This is a genomic window from Streptomyces sp. JW3, from assembly GCF_052216785.1.
Lineage (GTDB): Bacteria > Actinomycetota > Actinomycetes > Streptomycetales > Streptomycetaceae > Streptomyces.
Genome location: NZ_JBQOUX010000004.1, coordinates 37,793 through 53,383 on the forward strand (window position 1 = coordinate 37,793; position 15,591 = coordinate 53,383).

14 protein-coding genes are annotated in these 15,591 nt (G+C 73.0%); 10 read left to right on the forward strand and 4 right to left on the reverse strand.

The features are described 5' to 3' along the window. The first annotated feature begins 44 nt into the window (after positions 1 to 44). The 8 genes from ACTT8P_RS03070 (at position 45) to ACTT8P_RS03105 (ending at position 10,099) form a co-directional block, all read left to right on the forward strand. Complete coding sequence (locus ACTT8P_RS03070; protein ID WP_442829938.1) at positions 45 to 1,145, forward strand: substrate-binding domain-containing protein; 1,101 nt, start codon at positions 45 to 47, stop codon at positions 1,143 to 1,145. A 137-nt stretch (positions 1,146 to 1,282) separates the two neighbouring features. Next, positions 1,283 to 2,617: an ABC transporter substrate-binding protein gene (locus ACTT8P_RS03075; RefSeq protein ID WP_442829939.1), complete on the forward strand. Its 1,335-nt coding sequence runs from the start codon at positions 1,283 to 1,285 to the stop codon at positions 2,615 to 2,617. Positions 2,618 to 2,641: 24 nt separating this feature from the next. Continuing rightward, complete coding sequence (locus tag ACTT8P_RS03080; protein ID WP_442829940.1) at positions 2,642 to 3,625, forward strand: carbohydrate ABC transporter permease; 984 nt, start codon at positions 2,642 to 2,644, stop codon at positions 3,623 to 3,625. Further along, positions 3,622 to 4,461: a carbohydrate ABC transporter permease gene (locus ACTT8P_RS03085; protein ID WP_442829941.1), complete on the forward strand. Its 840-nt coding sequence runs from the start codon at positions 3,622 to 3,624 to the stop codon at positions 4,459 to 4,461. Before ACTT8P_RS03080 ends, ACTT8P_RS03085 begins: the two co-directional genes overlap by 4 nt. Positions 4,462 to 4,508: 47 nt before the next feature. Beyond that, entirely contained in the window at positions 4,509 to 5,489 is a 981-nt protein-coding gene (locus tag ACTT8P_RS03090; RefSeq protein WP_442830032.1) for a hydroxyacid dehydrogenase, read from the forward strand. After that, a complete protein-coding gene (locus ACTT8P_RS03095; RefSeq protein WP_442829942.1) occupies positions 5,486 to 7,384 on the forward strand; it encodes a DUF2264 domain-containing protein in 1,899 nt (632 codons plus the stop codon). The genes ACTT8P_RS03090 and ACTT8P_RS03095 overlap by 4 nt, the downstream gene beginning before the upstream one ends. 101 nt (positions 7,385 to 7,485) lie before the next feature. After that, positions 7,486 to 7,701 (forward strand): hypothetical protein, encoded by a 216-nt coding sequence (locus ACTT8P_RS03100; protein WP_442829943.1) that lies wholly within the window; start codon positions 7,486 to 7,488, stop codon positions 7,699 to 7,701. 133 nt (positions 7,702 to 7,834) lie between these two features. Next, the gene (locus ACTT8P_RS03105) at positions 7,835 to 10,099 is read left to right on the forward strand and encodes a catalase (RefSeq protein WP_442829944.1); all 2,265 of its coding nucleotides are present in this window, start codon (positions 7,835 to 7,837) and stop codon (positions 10,097 to 10,099) included. A 93-nt stretch (positions 10,100 to 10,192) separates the two neighbouring features. Here ACTT8P_RS03105 and ACTT8P_RS03110 read toward each other — a convergent pair whose 3' ends face one another. Continuing rightward, positions 10,193 to 11,065, reverse strand: a complete 873-nt coding sequence (locus ACTT8P_RS03110; protein WP_442829945.1) for a diacylglycerol/lipid kinase family protein — start codon at positions 11,063 to 11,065, stop codon at positions 10,193 to 10,195. A gap of 119 nt (positions 11,066 to 11,184) precedes the next feature. Then, positions 11,185 to 11,466 (reverse strand): hypothetical protein, encoded by a 282-nt coding sequence (locus ACTT8P_RS03115; protein ID WP_442829946.1) that lies wholly within the window; start codon positions 11,464 to 11,466, stop codon positions 11,185 to 11,187. Between the two features lie 135 nt (positions 11,467 to 11,601). Here ACTT8P_RS03115 and ACTT8P_RS03120 point away from each other — a divergent pair, with 135 nt between their 5' ends. Further along, complete coding sequence (locus tag ACTT8P_RS03120) at positions 11,602 to 11,967, forward strand: STAS domain-containing protein (RefSeq protein ID WP_442829947.1); 366 nt, start codon at positions 11,602 to 11,604, stop codon at positions 11,965 to 11,967. 6 nt (positions 11,968 to 11,973) lie between these two features. On the opposite strand, the gene ACTT8P_RS03125 is transcribed toward ACTT8P_RS03120, so the two are convergent. Beyond that, entirely contained in the window at positions 11,974 to 12,324 is a 351-nt protein-coding gene (locus ACTT8P_RS03125) for an ATP-binding protein (protein WP_442829948.1), read from the reverse strand. Between the two features lie 435 nt (positions 12,325 to 12,759). Here ACTT8P_RS03125 and ACTT8P_RS03130 point away from each other — a divergent pair, with 435 nt between their 5' ends. After that, positions 12,760 to 13,977 carry a glycoside hydrolase family 64 protein gene (locus ACTT8P_RS03130; RefSeq protein ID WP_442829949.1) on the forward strand — a complete coding sequence of 406 codons (1,218 nt, stop codon included), beginning with the start codon at positions 12,760 to 12,762 and terminating at the stop codon, positions 13,975 to 13,977. Positions 13,978 to 14,025: 48 nt separating this feature from the next. Here the strand turns inward: ACTT8P_RS03130 and ACTT8P_RS03135 are convergent, their stop codons facing one another. Further along, a complete protein-coding gene (locus ACTT8P_RS03135; RefSeq protein WP_442829950.1) occupies positions 14,026 to 15,375 on the reverse strand; it encodes an endo-1,4-beta-xylanase in 1,350 nt (449 codons plus the stop codon). Positions 15,376 to 15,591 lie beyond the last annotated feature (216 nt).

Consider the following 15,591-nt stretch of genomic DNA (forward strand, 5'->3'; position numbering starts at 1 on the left):
AACGAACATTCTCGGGTGAGGCTCGGGTGGGTGGGGAGGCCCAGGTGCGGGAGCCGGTCGAAGTCAGGCGGCAGCGGATCATGGCGGCGGTCCGGGCGCGTGGCACCGCGCGGGTGCGGGATCTCGCCGAGGAGCTGCGGGTCTCGGTGGTGACGGTGCGCCGGGACGTGGAGGAGCTGACCCGGCAGGGCGGTCTGCGGCGCGGCCACGGTGTGGTGCGGTCCGCCGAGACCGCCGAGGAGCCGGCCGCCGAGGTGCGGGACGGGGGCCGGGTGGCGCTGGTGGTGCCGGAGCGGCACGCGTATCTGGCGGAGGTGCTGCACGGCGCCCGGACGGTGCTGGAGGCGGCCGGGGTGCCCTTCGCCCTGCACATCGCGGCCCGCGCGGCGGGCGCCGAGCGGCCGTTGGTGGAGCGGGCGCTCGCGGACGGCGCCCGGGGGCTGCTGATCGCGCCCCGCTGGCTCGGCCGGGCGCACGAGGCCGCCGACCACGGCTGGCTGGCCGCGCTGGAGGTGCCGACGGTGCTCATGGAGCGGCGCCCGCGGCCGGGCAGCCCGGCGCACGCGCTGGACTCGGTCTGCTCGGACCACTGGTACGGCGCGCATCTGGCCGTGGAGCACCTGGTGGGGCTCGGGCATCGGCGGATCGTGTTCGCGTCCCGGGAGGACAGTCCGACCGCGCGCACACTGCGGGCCGCGTTCACCGAGATAGCCGACGCGCATCCGCTGGTCGAGGAGTGGGCGTGGACGCTGAGCGCGCCGGGGGCCGGGCAGGAGGGGCCGTACCCGGCGGACGAGACGGGCGAGGTGCCGGCGCTGCTGCGCAAGACCGGCGCGACCGCGCTGGTCGGACACGGCGACGAGGACGCGCTGATGATCGTGCAGCGACTGGCCGAGGAGGGGGTGCGGGTGCCGGAGGACTGCTCGGTGGTGGCGTACGACGACGTGGTGGCCGGGCTCGGCACGCCGCCGTTGACAGCCGTGTCGCCGCCCAAGGGGGAGGTCGGGCGGGTGGCCGCGGAGCTGCTGCTGCACCGGCTGCGCACGGAGCCGGGACGGCCGGCCCAGCGGGTCGAACTGCTGCCCCAGCTGACCGTGCGCGGCTCGACCCGACGGCTGACCGACCCTGGACCGGCCCTGGGCTGACAACCCCGGACCGATCGTTTGAGCGTTTCACTTTCTTCTGATCGATCTATTGACCGTTTGAGCCGTGGCGTTCAGGATTCCCGTGTCCCGAAGAGTCGTGTCGTGGACGACGACACGCAGGAGCCGCGGGAGGCGCCATGCCCGGTCGACACAGTCGTCGATCCGTGCTCGCCGCGATGGCCGCAGTGCCGCTGACAGGAGCCGTGGGCGCCTGTAGCGGCGGCAGTGACGGCAGTCGGTCGAGCGGCACGAGCAGAACCACGCGCATCACCTTCTGGTCCGCGCTGCGCGGCAGCCAGGAGGTGGTCGACGCGTTCAACCGCACCCACGACCGCATCCAGGTCGATTTCCAGCAGATCCCCTCCGGCGGGCAGGGCGGCTACGCCAAACTCAGCAACGCCGCCCGGGCCGGCAACGCCCCCGACGTCGCCACCCTGGAGTACCCCCAGGTACCCGGGTACGCCATCGACGGGGTGGCCCGGGACATCACCGGTCTGGTCGACGACCGGCTGCGCCGCAAGCTGCTGCCGCAGGCGCTCGGGCTGACCACCTTCGAGGGCCGGGTGTTCAGCGTGCCGCTGGACATAGAGCCGATGGTGCTGCACTACCGGACCGACCTGTTCGACCGGTACGGGCTCGAAGTCCCGCGTACCTGGGACGAGTTCGCGGCGCAGGCGCGCCTGGTGCGGCAGCAGGCGGCCGACCGGCGGCTGGTGCTGTTCCCGACCGACGGGATGACCCAGTTCGCCGCGTACGCCTGGCAGGCGGGCGCCCAGTGGTTCGACACCTCGGGCGGCGCCTGGAACGTCTCGCTCGCCGACGCCCCGTCCCGGCGGGTCGCCGCCTACTGGCAGCGGCTGATCGACGCCGGCGACGTGTTCATGAACGCCGTGGAGAGCCGGCAGTCGGACGCGCAGATCGGCGACGGGCTGGTGCTGACCCGGCTCAGCGGGGCCTGGGACGCGGGGGCGCAGATGAACGCCCGGCCCGGGCAGAAGGGGCAGTGGCGGATCGCGCCGCTGCCGCAGTGGGACCCCGCCCGCCCCTCGGCCGGCACCCACGGCGGGTCCACCTTCGCCGTCACCAAGGACAGCCGGCACCCCGAGGCCGCGATGGAGTTCATCGCCTGGCAGGTCTCCCACCCGGACGCGCTGCGCGCCCGCCTCTCCAGCGGCACCAGCAGCCAGTACCCGGCCGCGCCCGACCTGGTCGCCGTCGGCCGGGAGGCGTTCGACCGGTCGTACTACGGCGGGCAGGACATCTACGCCCTGTTCGAGCGGGAGGCCGAGAAGATCGGCGAACAGTGGGTGTGGGGGCCCCGGATGACCGCCACCCAGAAGGTCATGCAGGACTCGTTCGCGCGGGTCGGCGGCGGTCAGGGCAGCCTCGTCGAGTCACTGCGCAGCGCGCAGGACGGCACCATGCCGGACCTTTTGGCCCTGGGCCTGTCCACCACCCAGCACAGCACCTGAGCCGCCGAAAGGCAGGTGACACCCATGACCGCGACCACCCACGAACGGGTGCCGGCCGGCACCCCCCGCGCCGCCACCCCGTCCGCCGCCGGGCTGCGCGCCCGCAAGGCGGCCCAGCGCCGCCGGCTGGCCGCCTGCGGCGTGCTCATGACGCCGTTCTTCGCCCTGCTGCTGACCGTCTTCCTGATCCCGGTCGGCACCGCCGTCTACCTCAGCTTCTACAGCGACGACCAGCCCGGCCTGGGCTTCGGTCCCGAGCGCACGGTCTTCGTCGGCCTGCGCTCCTACGCGGCCGTCCTGACCGACCCGACCTTCCTCGGTGGGCTCGGCACGGTCGCGCTGTACTGCCTGCTCTACCTTCCGTTGATGGTCGTCGGCGCGCTCGCCCTCGCCCTGCTGCTGGACTCCGGGGTGGCCCGGCTGCGCGCCTTCGCCCAGCTCGGCCTCTTCCTGCCGCACGCGGTGCCCGGCATCATCGCGGCGCTGATCTGGCTGTACCTGTACACGCCGGGCATCAGCCCGGTCATCGACCTGTTCGCCCGCGCCGACCTCACCATCGACTTCCTCGGCGTGCACACGGTGATCCCGTCGATCGTGAACATCGCCCTGTGGAGCAACCTCGGCTACAACATGGTGGTCTTCTACGCCGCCCTGCAGGCCGTGCCGCGCGAGGTGATCGAGGCGGCCGTGGTGGACGGCGCCGGGCCGGTGCGCACCGCGCTCCAGGTCAAGACCCCGCTGGTGCGCGCCTCCATCGTGATGGTGGCCATCTTCACCCTGATCTGGGCGCTCCAGCTGTTCACCGAGCCGATGCTGCTCAGCCAGTCCTCCCCGATGATCAACTCCCGGTTCTCGCCGAGCATGTACATCTACGACGCGGCCTTCAACCGCACCAACTACAGCCTGGCGGCGGCCGCTTCGGTGGTCCTGCTGGCCTGCACCATCGCCCTGTCCTACGGCGTCACCCGCTTCACCAGCCGCGCCGACGCCGCCGAGGAGGCCCGATGAGCACCCGTCTGCTGGGGCGGCTCACGGTCAACGTGGTCGTCGCCGTCTCCGTCCTCTACACCCTGCTGCCGGTGCTGTGGCTGCTACTGGCCTCCACCAAGAACCGGGACGCGCTGTTCAGCAGCGACCTGCTGTCGTTCGGCGACTTCTCCTTCGTCCGCAACATCCAGGACCTGTTCGCGATGGACGGCGGGCTGTACGGCCGCTGGTACCTCAACAGCCTGCTGTACGCGGTGCTGGGCGCCGCCGCCGGCGCGCTGGTGAGCGTGGCCTGCGGGTACGCCTTCGACAAGTACCGCTTCCGGCACAAGGAGAAGCTGTTCGGGCTGGTGCTGGCGGCGGTCATGGTGCCGCAGACGGTGCTGGCGCTGCCGCTGTATCTGATGGCCTCCGAAGCGGGCCTGGTGAACACCTTCTGGGCGGTGTTCATCCCGGTGCTGTTCAACCCGTTCGGGGTGTACCTGGGCCGGATCTTCAGCCGGGGCTACGTCCCCGACGAGGTGCTGGAGGCGGCCCGGGTGGACGGCGCCGGCGAGCTGACCACGTACGCCCGGGTGGCGCTCAGGATGCTCGGTCCGGGGCTGGTCACCGTGTTCCTCTTCCAGCTCACCGCGATCTGGAACAACTTCTTCCTGCCGATGGTGATGCTGTCGAACCAGGACCTGTATCCGGTCAGCCTCGGCCTGTACCAGTGGAACAGTTCCGCCTCGGTGTCGCCGGAGTACTACCCCGTGGTGATCATGGGGTCGCTGCTGGCCGTCGTTCCCCTCATCCTCGCCTTCGTGCTGCTCCAGCGTTTCTGGCGCAGCGGACTGACCGCCGGAGCCGTCAAGTGAGCCCGCACGTCCCTGGTCCCGGCTTCCGGCCCCGCGCGGCCGTGGCCATGTCCCCGGCCGCCGCCGAGGCCGTCCTCGACCCGGAGTCCCTCGCCACCCTCCGTACGCTCTGCGACCTCGCCCCCTTCCCCGTCCTGGACGACCTGTCCACCCCGCGCGCCAGGTCCGTGCTGGCCGGCGTCGACCTGCTGGTCACCGGCTGGGGCTGCCCGCCGCTGGACGCCGGGGTGCTGGCGGCGGCGCCCCGGCTGCGGGCGGTGGCGCACACCGCGGGCAGCGTCCGCGGCCATGTCACCGACGCCTGCTGGCAGCGTGGTGTCGAGGTGTCCTCGGCCGCCGCGGCCAACGCGGTGCCGGTGGCCGAGTACACCCTCGGCATGATCCTGCTCACCGGCAAGCGGGCGCTGGAACAGGCCCGCGCCTACCGCGCCACCCGGCGGCGCGACGACTGGCTGCGCACCCCGCGCACCGTCGGCAACCACCGCCGCACCGTCGGCGTCCTCTCCGCCTCCCTGATCGGCCGCCGCGTCATCGACCTGCTGCGCCCGCACGACCTGGAGGTGCTGCTGCACGACCCGTACGTGTCGGACGCCGACGCGGCCGAACTGGGCGCCGAACGCGTCGAGTTGGCAGAGCTGTTCGCCCGCTGCGACACCGTCAGCGTGCACACCCCGCTGCTGCCCGAGACCCGGGGCCTGGTGAGCCGGGCGCTGATCGACTCGATGCCGGACGACGCCGTGCTCATCAACACCTCCCGGGGTCCGGTGGTCGACCAGGACGCGCTGACCGACGCGGTGCGGGCGGGCCGCGTCCGGGCCGTCCTGGACGTCACCGACCCCGAGCCGCTGCCGCCCGACCACCCCCTGTGGGACTGCGAGAACGCCCTGATCACCCCGCACCTGGCCGGCTCGGTCGGCAACGAGTGGCGGCGGCTGGCCGACCTGGCCCTCGCCGAGATCGCGCACTGGGCGTCCGGCGCGGGCTTCCGCCATCCCGTACGACGCGAAAGGCTGGCCTTCCTGGCATGAGCATTCCCTTCGAACTGCCCGCCGAAGAGCGGGCGTTGAGCCCGTACACCGGGTACACCCGCGCCCACTGGGAGGCGGTGGCCGACGGGCTGCTGGCCGCCGCCTGGCGGTGGCGCACCCCGGGCGGCGCCCTGCTCGACCTGCCGGGGCGGCCGTCCCGGTCGGGGACCCGCTCGGACGGTCTGGAGGGCTACGCCCGGACGTTCCTGGCCGCCGCGTTCCGGGTGGCGGGCGCGGGCGGCGCCGACCCGCACGGCTGGCTGGACCGCTACGCCGAGGGCCTCGCCGCCGGCACCCGCACCCCCGGCCGGGACGACACCGAGTCCTGGCCGCTGATCCTCGACCACGACGTGCAGGGCCAGCCGATGGTCGAGTCGGCCTCGGTAGCGCTGGGGCTGCGGCTGACCGCGCCCTGGCTGTGGCAGCACCTCGACGCCGGCGTCCAGGACCAGGCGGAGGAGTGGCTGCGCGGGGCGCTGCGGCACACCCCGGCCCCCAACAACTGGTACCTGTTCCCCTACACGGTCGCCGGTTTCCTGGAGTCGGTCGGGCGCGGTGACGCCGAGACGGCGGCCGTCCGGGACCGGGCGCTGGAGCTGCTGGAGGGCTGGTACCGGGGCGGCGGCTGGTACGCGGACGGCGACGGCCGCGCCTTCGACCACTACAACGGCTGGGCGCTGCACCTGTACCCGGTGCTCGACGCCCACCTCGGCGGCGACCCGGCGGCCGGCGCCCGGTACGGCGAGCGGTTGCGCGAGCACCTCGCCGGCTTCGCGCTGCTGTTCGGCGGGGACGGGGCGCCGCTGCACTTCGGCCGGTCCCTGACGTACCGTTTCGCCGCGTCGGCGGCGGTCGGCCTGGGCGCGCTGACCGGGCACACCCCGCTCACGCCGGGCGTCTCCCGGCGGCTGGCCAGCGGCAGCCTGCGGTACTTCCTGGACCGGGGCGCGCTCACCGACGACGGGCTGCTGAGCCTCGGCTGGCACGGCCCGCACGACGCCGTCCTCCAGTCCTACTCCGGCCCCGCCTCCCCCTACTGGGCGTCGAAGGTTTTCGTGGCGCTGCTGGCGCCCGCCGGCCATCCGCTGTGGACGGCGACCGAGGAACCGGCGCCGGTGGAGACAGCCGACCGGGTGCTGTCCCTGCCCGCCCCCGGGCTGCTGGTGCAGGCGACCCGCGCGGACGGGATCGTACGGCTGCACAACCACGGCAGTGACCATGTCCGGTCGCACGAGGGCGAGTCGGCGGCCGGGGACGACCCGCACTACGGGCGGCAGGCGTACTCGACCCGGACCGGGCCGACGGCGCCCGGGAACGCCGCCGACAACCACCTCTCGGTCGAGGTGGCCGGCCGGCCGAGCGTGCGTCGGCGTCTGCACCCGCTGGGCGCCGGGCACGGCGACGGCTGGGGCTGGGCGGCGTCCTGGCACCGGCCGGTCTTCGCGGGCGGGCCCCCGATGGTGCCGGGGCTGCGGGTGGACAGTGTGACCGTGGCGGTCGGGGCGTACGAACTGCGGGTGCACCGGGTGAGCGGGGCGCCGGCCGGAACCCGGGTCACCCAGACCGGGTGGGCCACCGGTCCCGACGAGCCGCTGATCTCGTCCCTGCACGGCCTGCACGGCTTCGACCCGGCCGCCGAGCCGCTGCGCGCCCCGCAGGGCACCGCGTGCACCCGCTGGGCCGAGGTGCCCCGCCTCACCGGCACGGCGCGGGGCACCTCGCTGCACGTCTGCCTGGCCGCCCTCACCGCGGCGCCGGGGCCGGGTCCGCTGCCGGCGGCCGTCGTGGAGTGCGCGGTGGACGGCACCACGGGTCTGGAGCTGACCTGGGCCGACGGCGGCGGACGGACCCGGGTCTGCTTCGATCCGGTCCGGGTCACGCACCAGGCGGGCTGAGCCGGCGGGCGGGGGTCCCCCGCCCGCCCGTGTCCGGTCGCGGCCCGGGCCAAGAACCGTGAGGCTGGTACGGCACGGGTCACCCGGAGCCGGGAGCTGCCATGTACAAGTCGTCCTGCGCGCTGATCGCGGCGCTGGCCGTCGTCCTCGCCTGCCCCGTCGCGTCGGCACAGGCCGTCGCGGCGCGCGTTCCCCTCGACGTCACCGCCACCGAGTGCCTCAGGGGCGGCGGGTCGTTCCTGGTGCTCTGGGACGGCCAGGGCGGCTGGATCAAGCAGTGCCAGGGCGGCACCCACGACGGCGAGACGATCGTCTGACACACCGTCACCCGGGCCGCCGTCATTTCGGCGCGCTGATCCCGGCATCCGTGGGTACCCGCCGCGCGGCCGGGGACCCGTGCCCCGACCGTGACGACAACGACCGGCCGGCCGACATCGGAGGAAGAGACGTATGAGCGAGGCCAACCCTCTCAAGCGGGTAGCCGACAAGGTCAGCGACGCCCTGCGGGGCGACGGACCGGAGGATGGTGTGCCCGGCAAGCCGGGGCCCGAGTCGCCGTCCCTGGCCGAGCCCACCGAGCCCCGTGAGCCGCTGCCGCCCAAGCCCGACCAGAGCGGCCCGGACACCGTGTCGCCGACCGGGCAGCCGACCGGCGCGGACCAGGCGCGCAAGGCGCAGTCCGGGGCCTATCTGACGAACGCGCAGGGCACCCGGCTGTACGACACCGACCACTCGCTCAAGGCAGGTCCGCGCGGTCCGGTGCTCCTCCAGGACCACCATCTGCGCGAGAAGATCATGCACTTCGACCACGAGCGCATCCCGGAGCGCGTGGTCCACGCCCGGGGCGCGGGCGCGCACGGCACGTTCCAGAGCTACGGCACCGCGGCCTCCGTGACCAAGGCGGCGTTCCTCGCGGCGGACGTGGAGACGCCGGTGTTCACCCGGTTCTCCACCGTGGCGGGCTCCCGGGGCTCCTCGGACACCGTGCGCGACACCCGCGGTTTCGCGACGAAGTTCTACACCAGCGAGGGCGTCTTCGACCTGGTCGGCAACAACATCCCGGTGTTCTTCATCCAGGACGCGATCAAGTTCCCGGATGTCGTGCACTCGGTCAAGCCGCACCCGGACCGGGAGATCCCGCAGGCGCAGAGCGCGCACGACACCTTCTGGGACTTCGTCTCGCTGCACCCCGAGGCCACCCACCACACCATCTTCTTCATGGGCGACCGGGGCATCCCGCGCTCCTACCGGATGATGGAGGGCTTCGGCGTCCACACCTTCCGGCTGGTCAACGCCGCCGGCGAGACGACGCTGGTGAAGTTCCACTGGAAGCCGAAGCTGGGCACCCACTCGCTGGTGTGGGACGAGGCGCAGCTGATCAACGGCGTCGACCCGGACTTCCACCGCCGGGACCTGGCCGACGCCATCGAGGCGGGCGCGTACCCGCAGTGGGAGCTGGGCATCCAGACCTTCCCCGACACCCCGGAGCAGACCTTCGAGGGCATCGACCTGCTGGACCCGACCAACCTGGTGCCCGAGGAGCTGGCCCCGGTGCAGCCGGTCGGACTGCTCACCCTGAACCGCAACCCGTCGAACTACTTCGCCGAGACCGAGCAGGTCGCCTTCCACGTCGGCCACCTCGTGCCCGGTGTCGACATCACCGACGACCCGCTGCTGGCGGGCCGGCTGTTCTCGTACCTGGACACCCAGATCACCCGGCTCGGCGGCCCGAACTTCCCGCAGCTGCCGATCAACCGGCCGCACGCGCCGGTCAACGACATGCTGCGGGACGGCATGCACCAGACGGCGGTGCACCGGGGCGTGGCGCCGTACCGGCCCAACTCCCTGGACGGCGGCTGTCCGTTCACGGCCGGCGCGGACGCCGGGGCGTTCGTCGAGGCGCCGGTGCGGGTGCCGGAGGGCCGCAAGGTGCGCGAGGCGCCCGAGTCGTTCGCGGACCACTACAGCCAGCCGCGCCGGTTCTGGCTGAGCATGAGCCCGGTGGAGAAGGAGCACATCGTCGGCGCCTACACCTTCGAGCTGGGCAAGTGCTACGAGCAGGCGGTCCGCGAGCGCACCCTCCAGGTGCTGGCCAACATCGACCCGGACCTGTGCCGACAGGTCGCCACCGGGCTCGGCCTACCGGCCCCGGAGCCGACCGTGCCACTGGCCGACGTGCAGCCCAGTCCGGCGCTGTCCCAGTTGCACGGGACCTGGCCCACCGCGGGCCGGATGATCGGCATCGTGACCGGCGGCGACGACCTGGAGGGGGTCGCGGCGGTGCGGGAGGCGGTGCTGACCGCGGGCATGGTGCCGCTGGTCGTCGCGCCCACCGGCGGTCCCCTGGGCGGCGGGGCGCTGACCCCGCAGCGCACGTTCGTGACGGCGCGGTCGGTCGAGTTCGACGCCGTACTGATCGCCGGGGTGCCCGCGCCGGGCAGTGACGCGTACACCGCGCGGGACGCGAAGTCCGACCCGGCGCCGGTCGGCGGGGCGACCACCGATCCGCGGGTGGCGCTGCTGCTGTCCGAGGCGTTCCGGCACGGCAAGGCGATCGGTGCCTGGGCGGGCGGCGAGGCGGCGCTGGAGGCGTCCGGGGTGCCCACCGACGCGCCGGGCGTGGTCCTCGCCACCTCCGGCACCTCGGCCCTGGAGCAGATCACCACGCTGCTGGGCAGCCACCGGGTGTGGGAACGCTTCACCACCCAGGTCTGAGCAGGTCCTGCCCCGGCGGGCGGGTCCGGTACGGATGCCAGTACCGGACCCGCCACGCCCGGGGCGGCACCGGCGGTCAGGTCCGACGCGGCATCAGTACAGGACCCGCAGCGCTCCCGGCAGCACCCGCGCGGTGACCGGCAGCGCGGCGTCGACCTCTCCGTCGGCGCCGTAGGGCACGCTCCGGTCGGCCTCGATGCGTATCTCCCGGCCGCGCAGCACCCGTACCTGGGGCCGGTGCACGTGGGTGCCGGCGTCCAGTTCGCGCATCAGGGCGAAGAAGAGGCGGCGCGGGGTGTGCCGGATCATGACGACGTCCAGCAGGCCGTCGTCCAGCCGGGCGGCGGGGGCGATGCGGCGGCCGGAGCCGTAGTAGCCGGAGTTGGCGGCCACCACCGTGTACCCGCGGCACAGGTGTGTCTCGCCGTCGACGGTGACGCGGTAGCCGGCCGGGCGCCAGCCGGCCACGGCGCGCAGCGCGCCAATGTAGTAGGAGGCGGTGCCGCGCAGCAGCCGGGCCCGGTTGGCGTGCCGGTTGGCGAGCGCGTCGACGCCCGCGTAGACGCTGCCCAGCACGACGGTGCGGTGGTGGACGGCCGAGGTCAGTTCGACGGTGTCGACGGGGCGGGGCGCGCCGTGCAGGAGCAGGCGGGCGAGGGCGGCGGGGTCGGCGGGGAGGCCGAGGGCGCGCGCGAAGTCGTTGCCGCGGCCGGCCGGGATCAGGCCGAACAGGGTGCCGGTGCCGCTGAGCGCGCCGCCGACCGCTCCGGTGATGCCGTCCCCGCCGACGGCGAGCACGGTTCTGCCGCGCCGCCCGGCGTCGCGGGCGAGCCGGCCCGCGTGGGCCAGGCCCCGGCTGGGCTCCGTCTCCAGCCCGGCGCCCGCCGCGCGCAGCAGCGCGGCCACCCGGTGTAGGGTGGCGGTGCCGCCCGCGGCGGGATTGACGACTGCGGTGAACTGACGCATCTGCGGGCCTTCCGGACTGACGGACCTCGAGCGAACCTGCGGCACCTGACGTACGGTGCCGCACAGTTCTCTCATGGGGGTCCGCGCCGGGCGGCGGGCGGGGTGGGGGCCGGCCGGGATCAGCCGGGGTTGTCGCCGTCCGGCCGCAGCGCCTTGCCGACCTCCGCCTCGACCTCGCGCGGCGTCTGCCCGTGCTCCCTGACGTACTCGGCCAGCGCGGTGCGCCAGTCGCGGTCGAGGTCGCGCCAGGCCCGCACCGCGGTCTCGTAGGTGCTGGACTGCCGCGGGGTCCACTGCTGCTGGGTGGGTGGGCCGTAGGCGTCCCGCAGCTGTTCGACCCGGCGCTGCGCCAGGTCCGCCGCACGCCGCTTGTGCACGAGCTCGTCGAATGTGTACGCCACAGGAAAAGACCCTAGTCACGGCATGGCTCCCGCGCGCGTCGAGCCGGTCCTCCACAAGTTGCCCACCAGGGGCCCCCGGACCCTTAACATCATGGTCACCAACCATGGCCGGACCTGCACGAGAAGTGAGGAAGCGTGTCGGACACCGAGGGAGCGGCGGTGCCTGAGCGGCTGCTGATCACCCGTACCACCACCGACGACGACGTCTGTGTCGTCACCCTCGCGGGTGAAGTGGATCTCGACGGCAGCGCTCAGCTGCGCGACGTACTGCTGTCGGGCCTGGAGGGTTCCCGGGGCGCGGTGGTCGACCTGGCGGACGTGGCCTTCATGGACTCCAGCGGCATCAACGTGTTCATCGCGGCGCACCAGGCGGCCGAGGCCGGCGGCACCTGGCTGCGGCTGGCCGCCCCGCGGCAGGCTGTGCGGCGGGTGCTCCAGCTGGTCGGGGTGGACGCGCTGATCGCCTGTTACCCGACGGTCGACCAGGCCCTCGCCGACTGACCGAGGTCAGCTCAGGGGAAGGCGCGCGTACACGGTCTTCCCCTGAGCGTGCGGCTTGGTGATCACCTCGTCGCACAGCCGGGTGACGATCTCCAGGCCGTGCCGTCCGACCCGCAGCGGATCGCGGGGCAGGAAGGTGGGAAAGCCGTCCCCGGTGTCCGACACCGCGATCTCCACCTGGTCCTCCACCAGCGTCAGCACCAGTCGGCAGGGCCCCGGCGCGTGCCGCAGGGCGTTGGTGACCAGCTCGCTGGCGACCAGGCGCGCGGCGTCCAGGAAGCCGGCGGACGTCCGTACCCCCGCCGCACCGAGCCGCCCGACGAATCCCTGGACGATGTCCCGGGAGGCGGGGATCATCGCCGATCCGCCCCTGAAGTCCACCGCCGTGGACAGGACAGACGAACCCGCGGCATCGGGTCTGCGCGCCGGAGTCATACAGAGCCTCACCGTCCGGTCCGGGGCCGAGTAGCGGAAGCCGAAGCCCGCGGCACCTCACGATACGCATCCGAGGGGCGGTTGCGATTCGCTTGCCGTCAACTTGCTCCCGGTCCCCGGTTTTTCGGACACCGCCGAAGTGTGCGGCGGCGGACCGGGGGCAGGAGGGTGCCGCGGGCTGCTCCCCGTTCCTGTCCCGGTACGCATGCGGAGCAGCCCGCGTTCACGGCCTGCGCACGGTGTTGACATGCGCACACCCCACCGGCACTCTGAGAGCGCTCTCAGCAGGTCCGTACCAACACCCCTTCCCCCCACGTCTCCGCGGCTCTGCCCCCAGGGCCCGTACGGAGGTTGCGCATGTTCCAAGGACTCCGCAGACGACTCGGGCACCGGCTCGCCGCGACGGCGACCGCCCTGGCCACCACCGTGGCGGGCGCCCTGCTCGCGACCGGTTCCGCCGCCCCGGCCGAGGCCGCGGTCCCCGCGACGATCCCGCTCCAGATCACCAACAACTCCGGCCGCTCCGGGCCGCTCTACGTCTACAACCTCGGCACCGAGCTGTCGACCGGCCGGCAGGGCTGGGCCGACGCGAGCGGCGCCTTCCACGCCTGGCCGGCCGGCGGCGCCCCGCCGGTCCCGGCCCCCGACGCCTCGATCGCCGGACCGGGCCCCGGGCAGTCCAGCACCATCCAGATCCCCAAGTTCTCCGGCCGGGTCTACTTCTCCTACGGCCAGAAACTGGTGTTCCAGCTGGCCACCGGCGGTCTGGTGCAGCCCGCCGTGCAGAACCCCAGCGACCCGAACCGCGACATCCTCTTCAACTGGTCGGAGTACACGCTCAACGACTCCGGCCTGTGGATCAACAGCACCCAGGTGGACATGTTCTCGGCGCCGTACGCGGTCGGCGTGCAGCGCGCCGACGGCACCACGGTCACCACCGGACACCTGAAGGCGGGCGGCTACAACGGGTTCTTCGACACCCTGCGGGCCCAGTCGGGCGGCTGGTCCGGCCTGATCCAGACCCGCGCGGACGGCACCGTGCTGCGGGCGCTGTCCCCGCTGTACGGCGTGGAGACCGGCGCGCTGCCCGCCTCGGTGATGGACGACTACATCAACCGGGTCTGGCAGAAGTACGCCGGCTCGACGCTGACGGTCACCCCGTTCACCGACCAGCCGGCCGTGAAGTACTACGGGCGGGTCAGCGGCGGTGTCATGAACTTCACCAACAGCGCGGGCGCCGTCGTCACCAGCTTCCAGAAGCCGGACGCGAGCAGCGTCTTCGGCTGCCACCGGCTGCTGGACGCGCCCAACGACCAGGTGCGCGGCCCGATCTCCCGCACCCTGTGCGCGGGCTTCAACCGGTCCACGCTCCTGACCAACCCGAACCAGCCGGACACCTCGTCGGCCGGCTTCTACCAGGACGCGGTGACCAACCACTACGCCCGCGCGGTGCACGACCGGATGGCCGACGGGAAGGCGTACGCGTTCGCCTTCGACGACGTCGGCAACCACGAGTCGCTGGTCCACGACGGCAGTCCGGCCAAGGCGTTCCTGACGCTGGATCCCTTCAGCTGACCGGCCGCCCGGGGCGCGCCACCGCCCGGTGCGCCCCGGGCCCCGGGGTCAGGAGGCCGTGCAGGTGCCGACCGTCGGCACCGCGGCGCTGCCGTTCTTCGCGACGGTGAACCCGAAGCTGGTCGACCCGCCGGCCGCCAGGCTCCCGTTCCAGCTCGGCTTGACGGTCATCACGTTGCCGCCGCTGTCCCAGGTCGCCGTGGCGTTCCAGACGGCGGTGACCTTCTGCGGCGCGGTCAGGGTGACGGTCGTCGTCCAGGCACCGACCGGTACCGTGCCCGCGGTGACGGTGACCTTGCCGTTGTAGCCGTCGTTCCACTGCGCGTCCGTGGTGTACGTGGCCGTGCAGGTCGCGCCGGTGCCGGGGTCGGTGCCGCCGCCGGTGCCGCCGAGGGCGGCCAGTACGGCGTCGTAGGCGGGCTTCTTGGCGTAGGAGCCGTCGAACAGCAGCGGGGTGCCGCTGCTGCGCCAGGAGTACTTGTCGGTGACCCCCCAGACGGTGAGGCCGGTGCAGCGGCTCACCGCCAGGCACGCCTTGACCACGTTGCCGTAGCTGGTCGCCTGGGCGGTGCCGGAGCCCTCGATGTCCAGTTCGGTGATCTGCACGTCGACGCCGAGGTCGGCGAAGCGCTGGAGGTTGGCCTGGTAGTCGGCCGGCACCGGGGAGGCGCTGTTGAAGTGCGACTGGAAGCCGACGCAGTCGATGGGCACACCGCGGGCCTTGAAGTCCTTGACCATGGTGTAGACGGCATTGCTCTTCGCGTTGACGCCGTCGGTGTTGTAGTCGTTGTAGCAGAGCTTGGCGGCCGGGTCGGCGGCGCGGGCGGTGCGGAACGCCTCCTCGATGAAGCCGTCGCCCAGCTTGTCCTGGAACGGGGAGCTGCGGCGGGCGCCGCTGGAGCCGTCCTGGAACGCCTCGTTGACCACGTCCCAGCTGTGGATGTCGCCCTTGTAGTGGGTCATGAGCTGGGTGATGTGGCTGTTCATCGCCGTCCGCAGGTCGGTGGCGCCCAGTGCGCCGACCCAGGACGGCAGCTGGGAGTGCCAGACCAGGGTGTGGCCGCGGACGTCCATGCCGTGGCTCTGCGCGTGGTTCACGATCTGGTCGGCGGCGATGAAGGTGAAGCCGCCCCGGGTGGGCTCGGTGGCGTCCCACTTCATCTCGTTCTCGGGGGTCACGGAGGTGAACTCGCGGTCCAGGGTGGCGGCGTAGTCGGACTCGCCGAGGTGGCCGGCCGCGACGGCGGTGCCGAAGTAGCGGCCCTGGCCGGCCGCGGCCGAGCCGAGCGTGTCGGCGGCCTCGGCGGTGTGCGCGGCGGCCGTCAGGGCGGTCGCGGCGATCAGTCCGGCCGTCGCGGCTCTCAGTAAATGTGTCAGATGCATGACATTCCTGCGCATGACATTCCTTTCGGACAGAAGCCGGAGGGGGCGAAAGTTTCGGGCCTGTTTCCGAATGTCGCGGTGGAGGTTACGGACTCGCACGGTCCGGGTCAACGGCCGTCACCGCACGAGTTCCCGGGAACGGAAGACATGGCGTGAATCTGTTACGGCGGTGGTGGAGTCCGAAACATTCGAGCGTCGACCCCGCGTCGCCACACTCGGCCCGGCAGGGTA

Excerpts from the sequence above, each read along its gene's own strand:
- ACTT8P_RS03110 (WP_442829945.1), bottom strand. The coding sequence starts at position 11,065 with ATGCGTCAGTTCACCGCAGTCGTCAATCCCGCCGCGGGCGGCACCGCC.
- ACTT8P_RS03100 (WP_442829943.1), top strand. The coding sequence starts at position 7,486 with ATGTACAAGTCGTCCTGCGCGCTGATCGCGGCGCTGGCCGTCGTCCTC.
- ACTT8P_RS03125 (WP_442829948.1), bottom strand. The coding sequence starts at position 12,324 with ATGATCCCCGCCTCCCGGGACATCGTCCAGGGATTCGTCGGGCGGCTC.
- ACTT8P_RS03135 (WP_442829950.1), bottom strand. The coding sequence starts at position 15,375 with ATGCGCAGGAATGTCATGCATCTGACACATTTACTGAGAGCCGCGACG.
- ACTT8P_RS03090 (WP_442830032.1), top strand. The coding sequence starts at position 4,509 with ATGTCCCCGGCCGCCGCCGAGGCCGTCCTCGACCCGGAGTCCCTCGCC.
- ACTT8P_RS03130 (WP_442829949.1), top strand. The coding sequence starts at position 12,760 with ATGTTCCAAGGACTCCGCAGACGACTCGGGCACCGGCTCGCCGCGACG.
- ACTT8P_RS03105 (WP_442829944.1), top strand. The coding sequence starts at position 7,835 with ATGAGCGAGGCCAACCCTCTCAAGCGGGTAGCCGACAAGGTCAGCGAC.
- ACTT8P_RS03075 (WP_442829939.1), top strand. The coding sequence starts at position 1,283 with ATGCCCGGTCGACACAGTCGTCGATCCGTGCTCGCCGCGATGGCCGCA.
- ACTT8P_RS03095 (WP_442829942.1), top strand. The coding sequence starts at position 5,486 with ATGAGCATTCCCTTCGAACTGCCCGCCGAAGAGCGGGCGTTGAGCCCG.
- ACTT8P_RS03085 (WP_442829941.1), top strand. The coding sequence starts at position 3,622 with ATGAGCACCCGTCTGCTGGGGCGGCTCACGGTCAACGTGGTCGTCGCC.
- ACTT8P_RS03080 (WP_442829940.1), top strand. The coding sequence starts at position 2,642 with ATGACCGCGACCACCCACGAACGGGTGCCGGCCGGCACCCCCCGCGCC.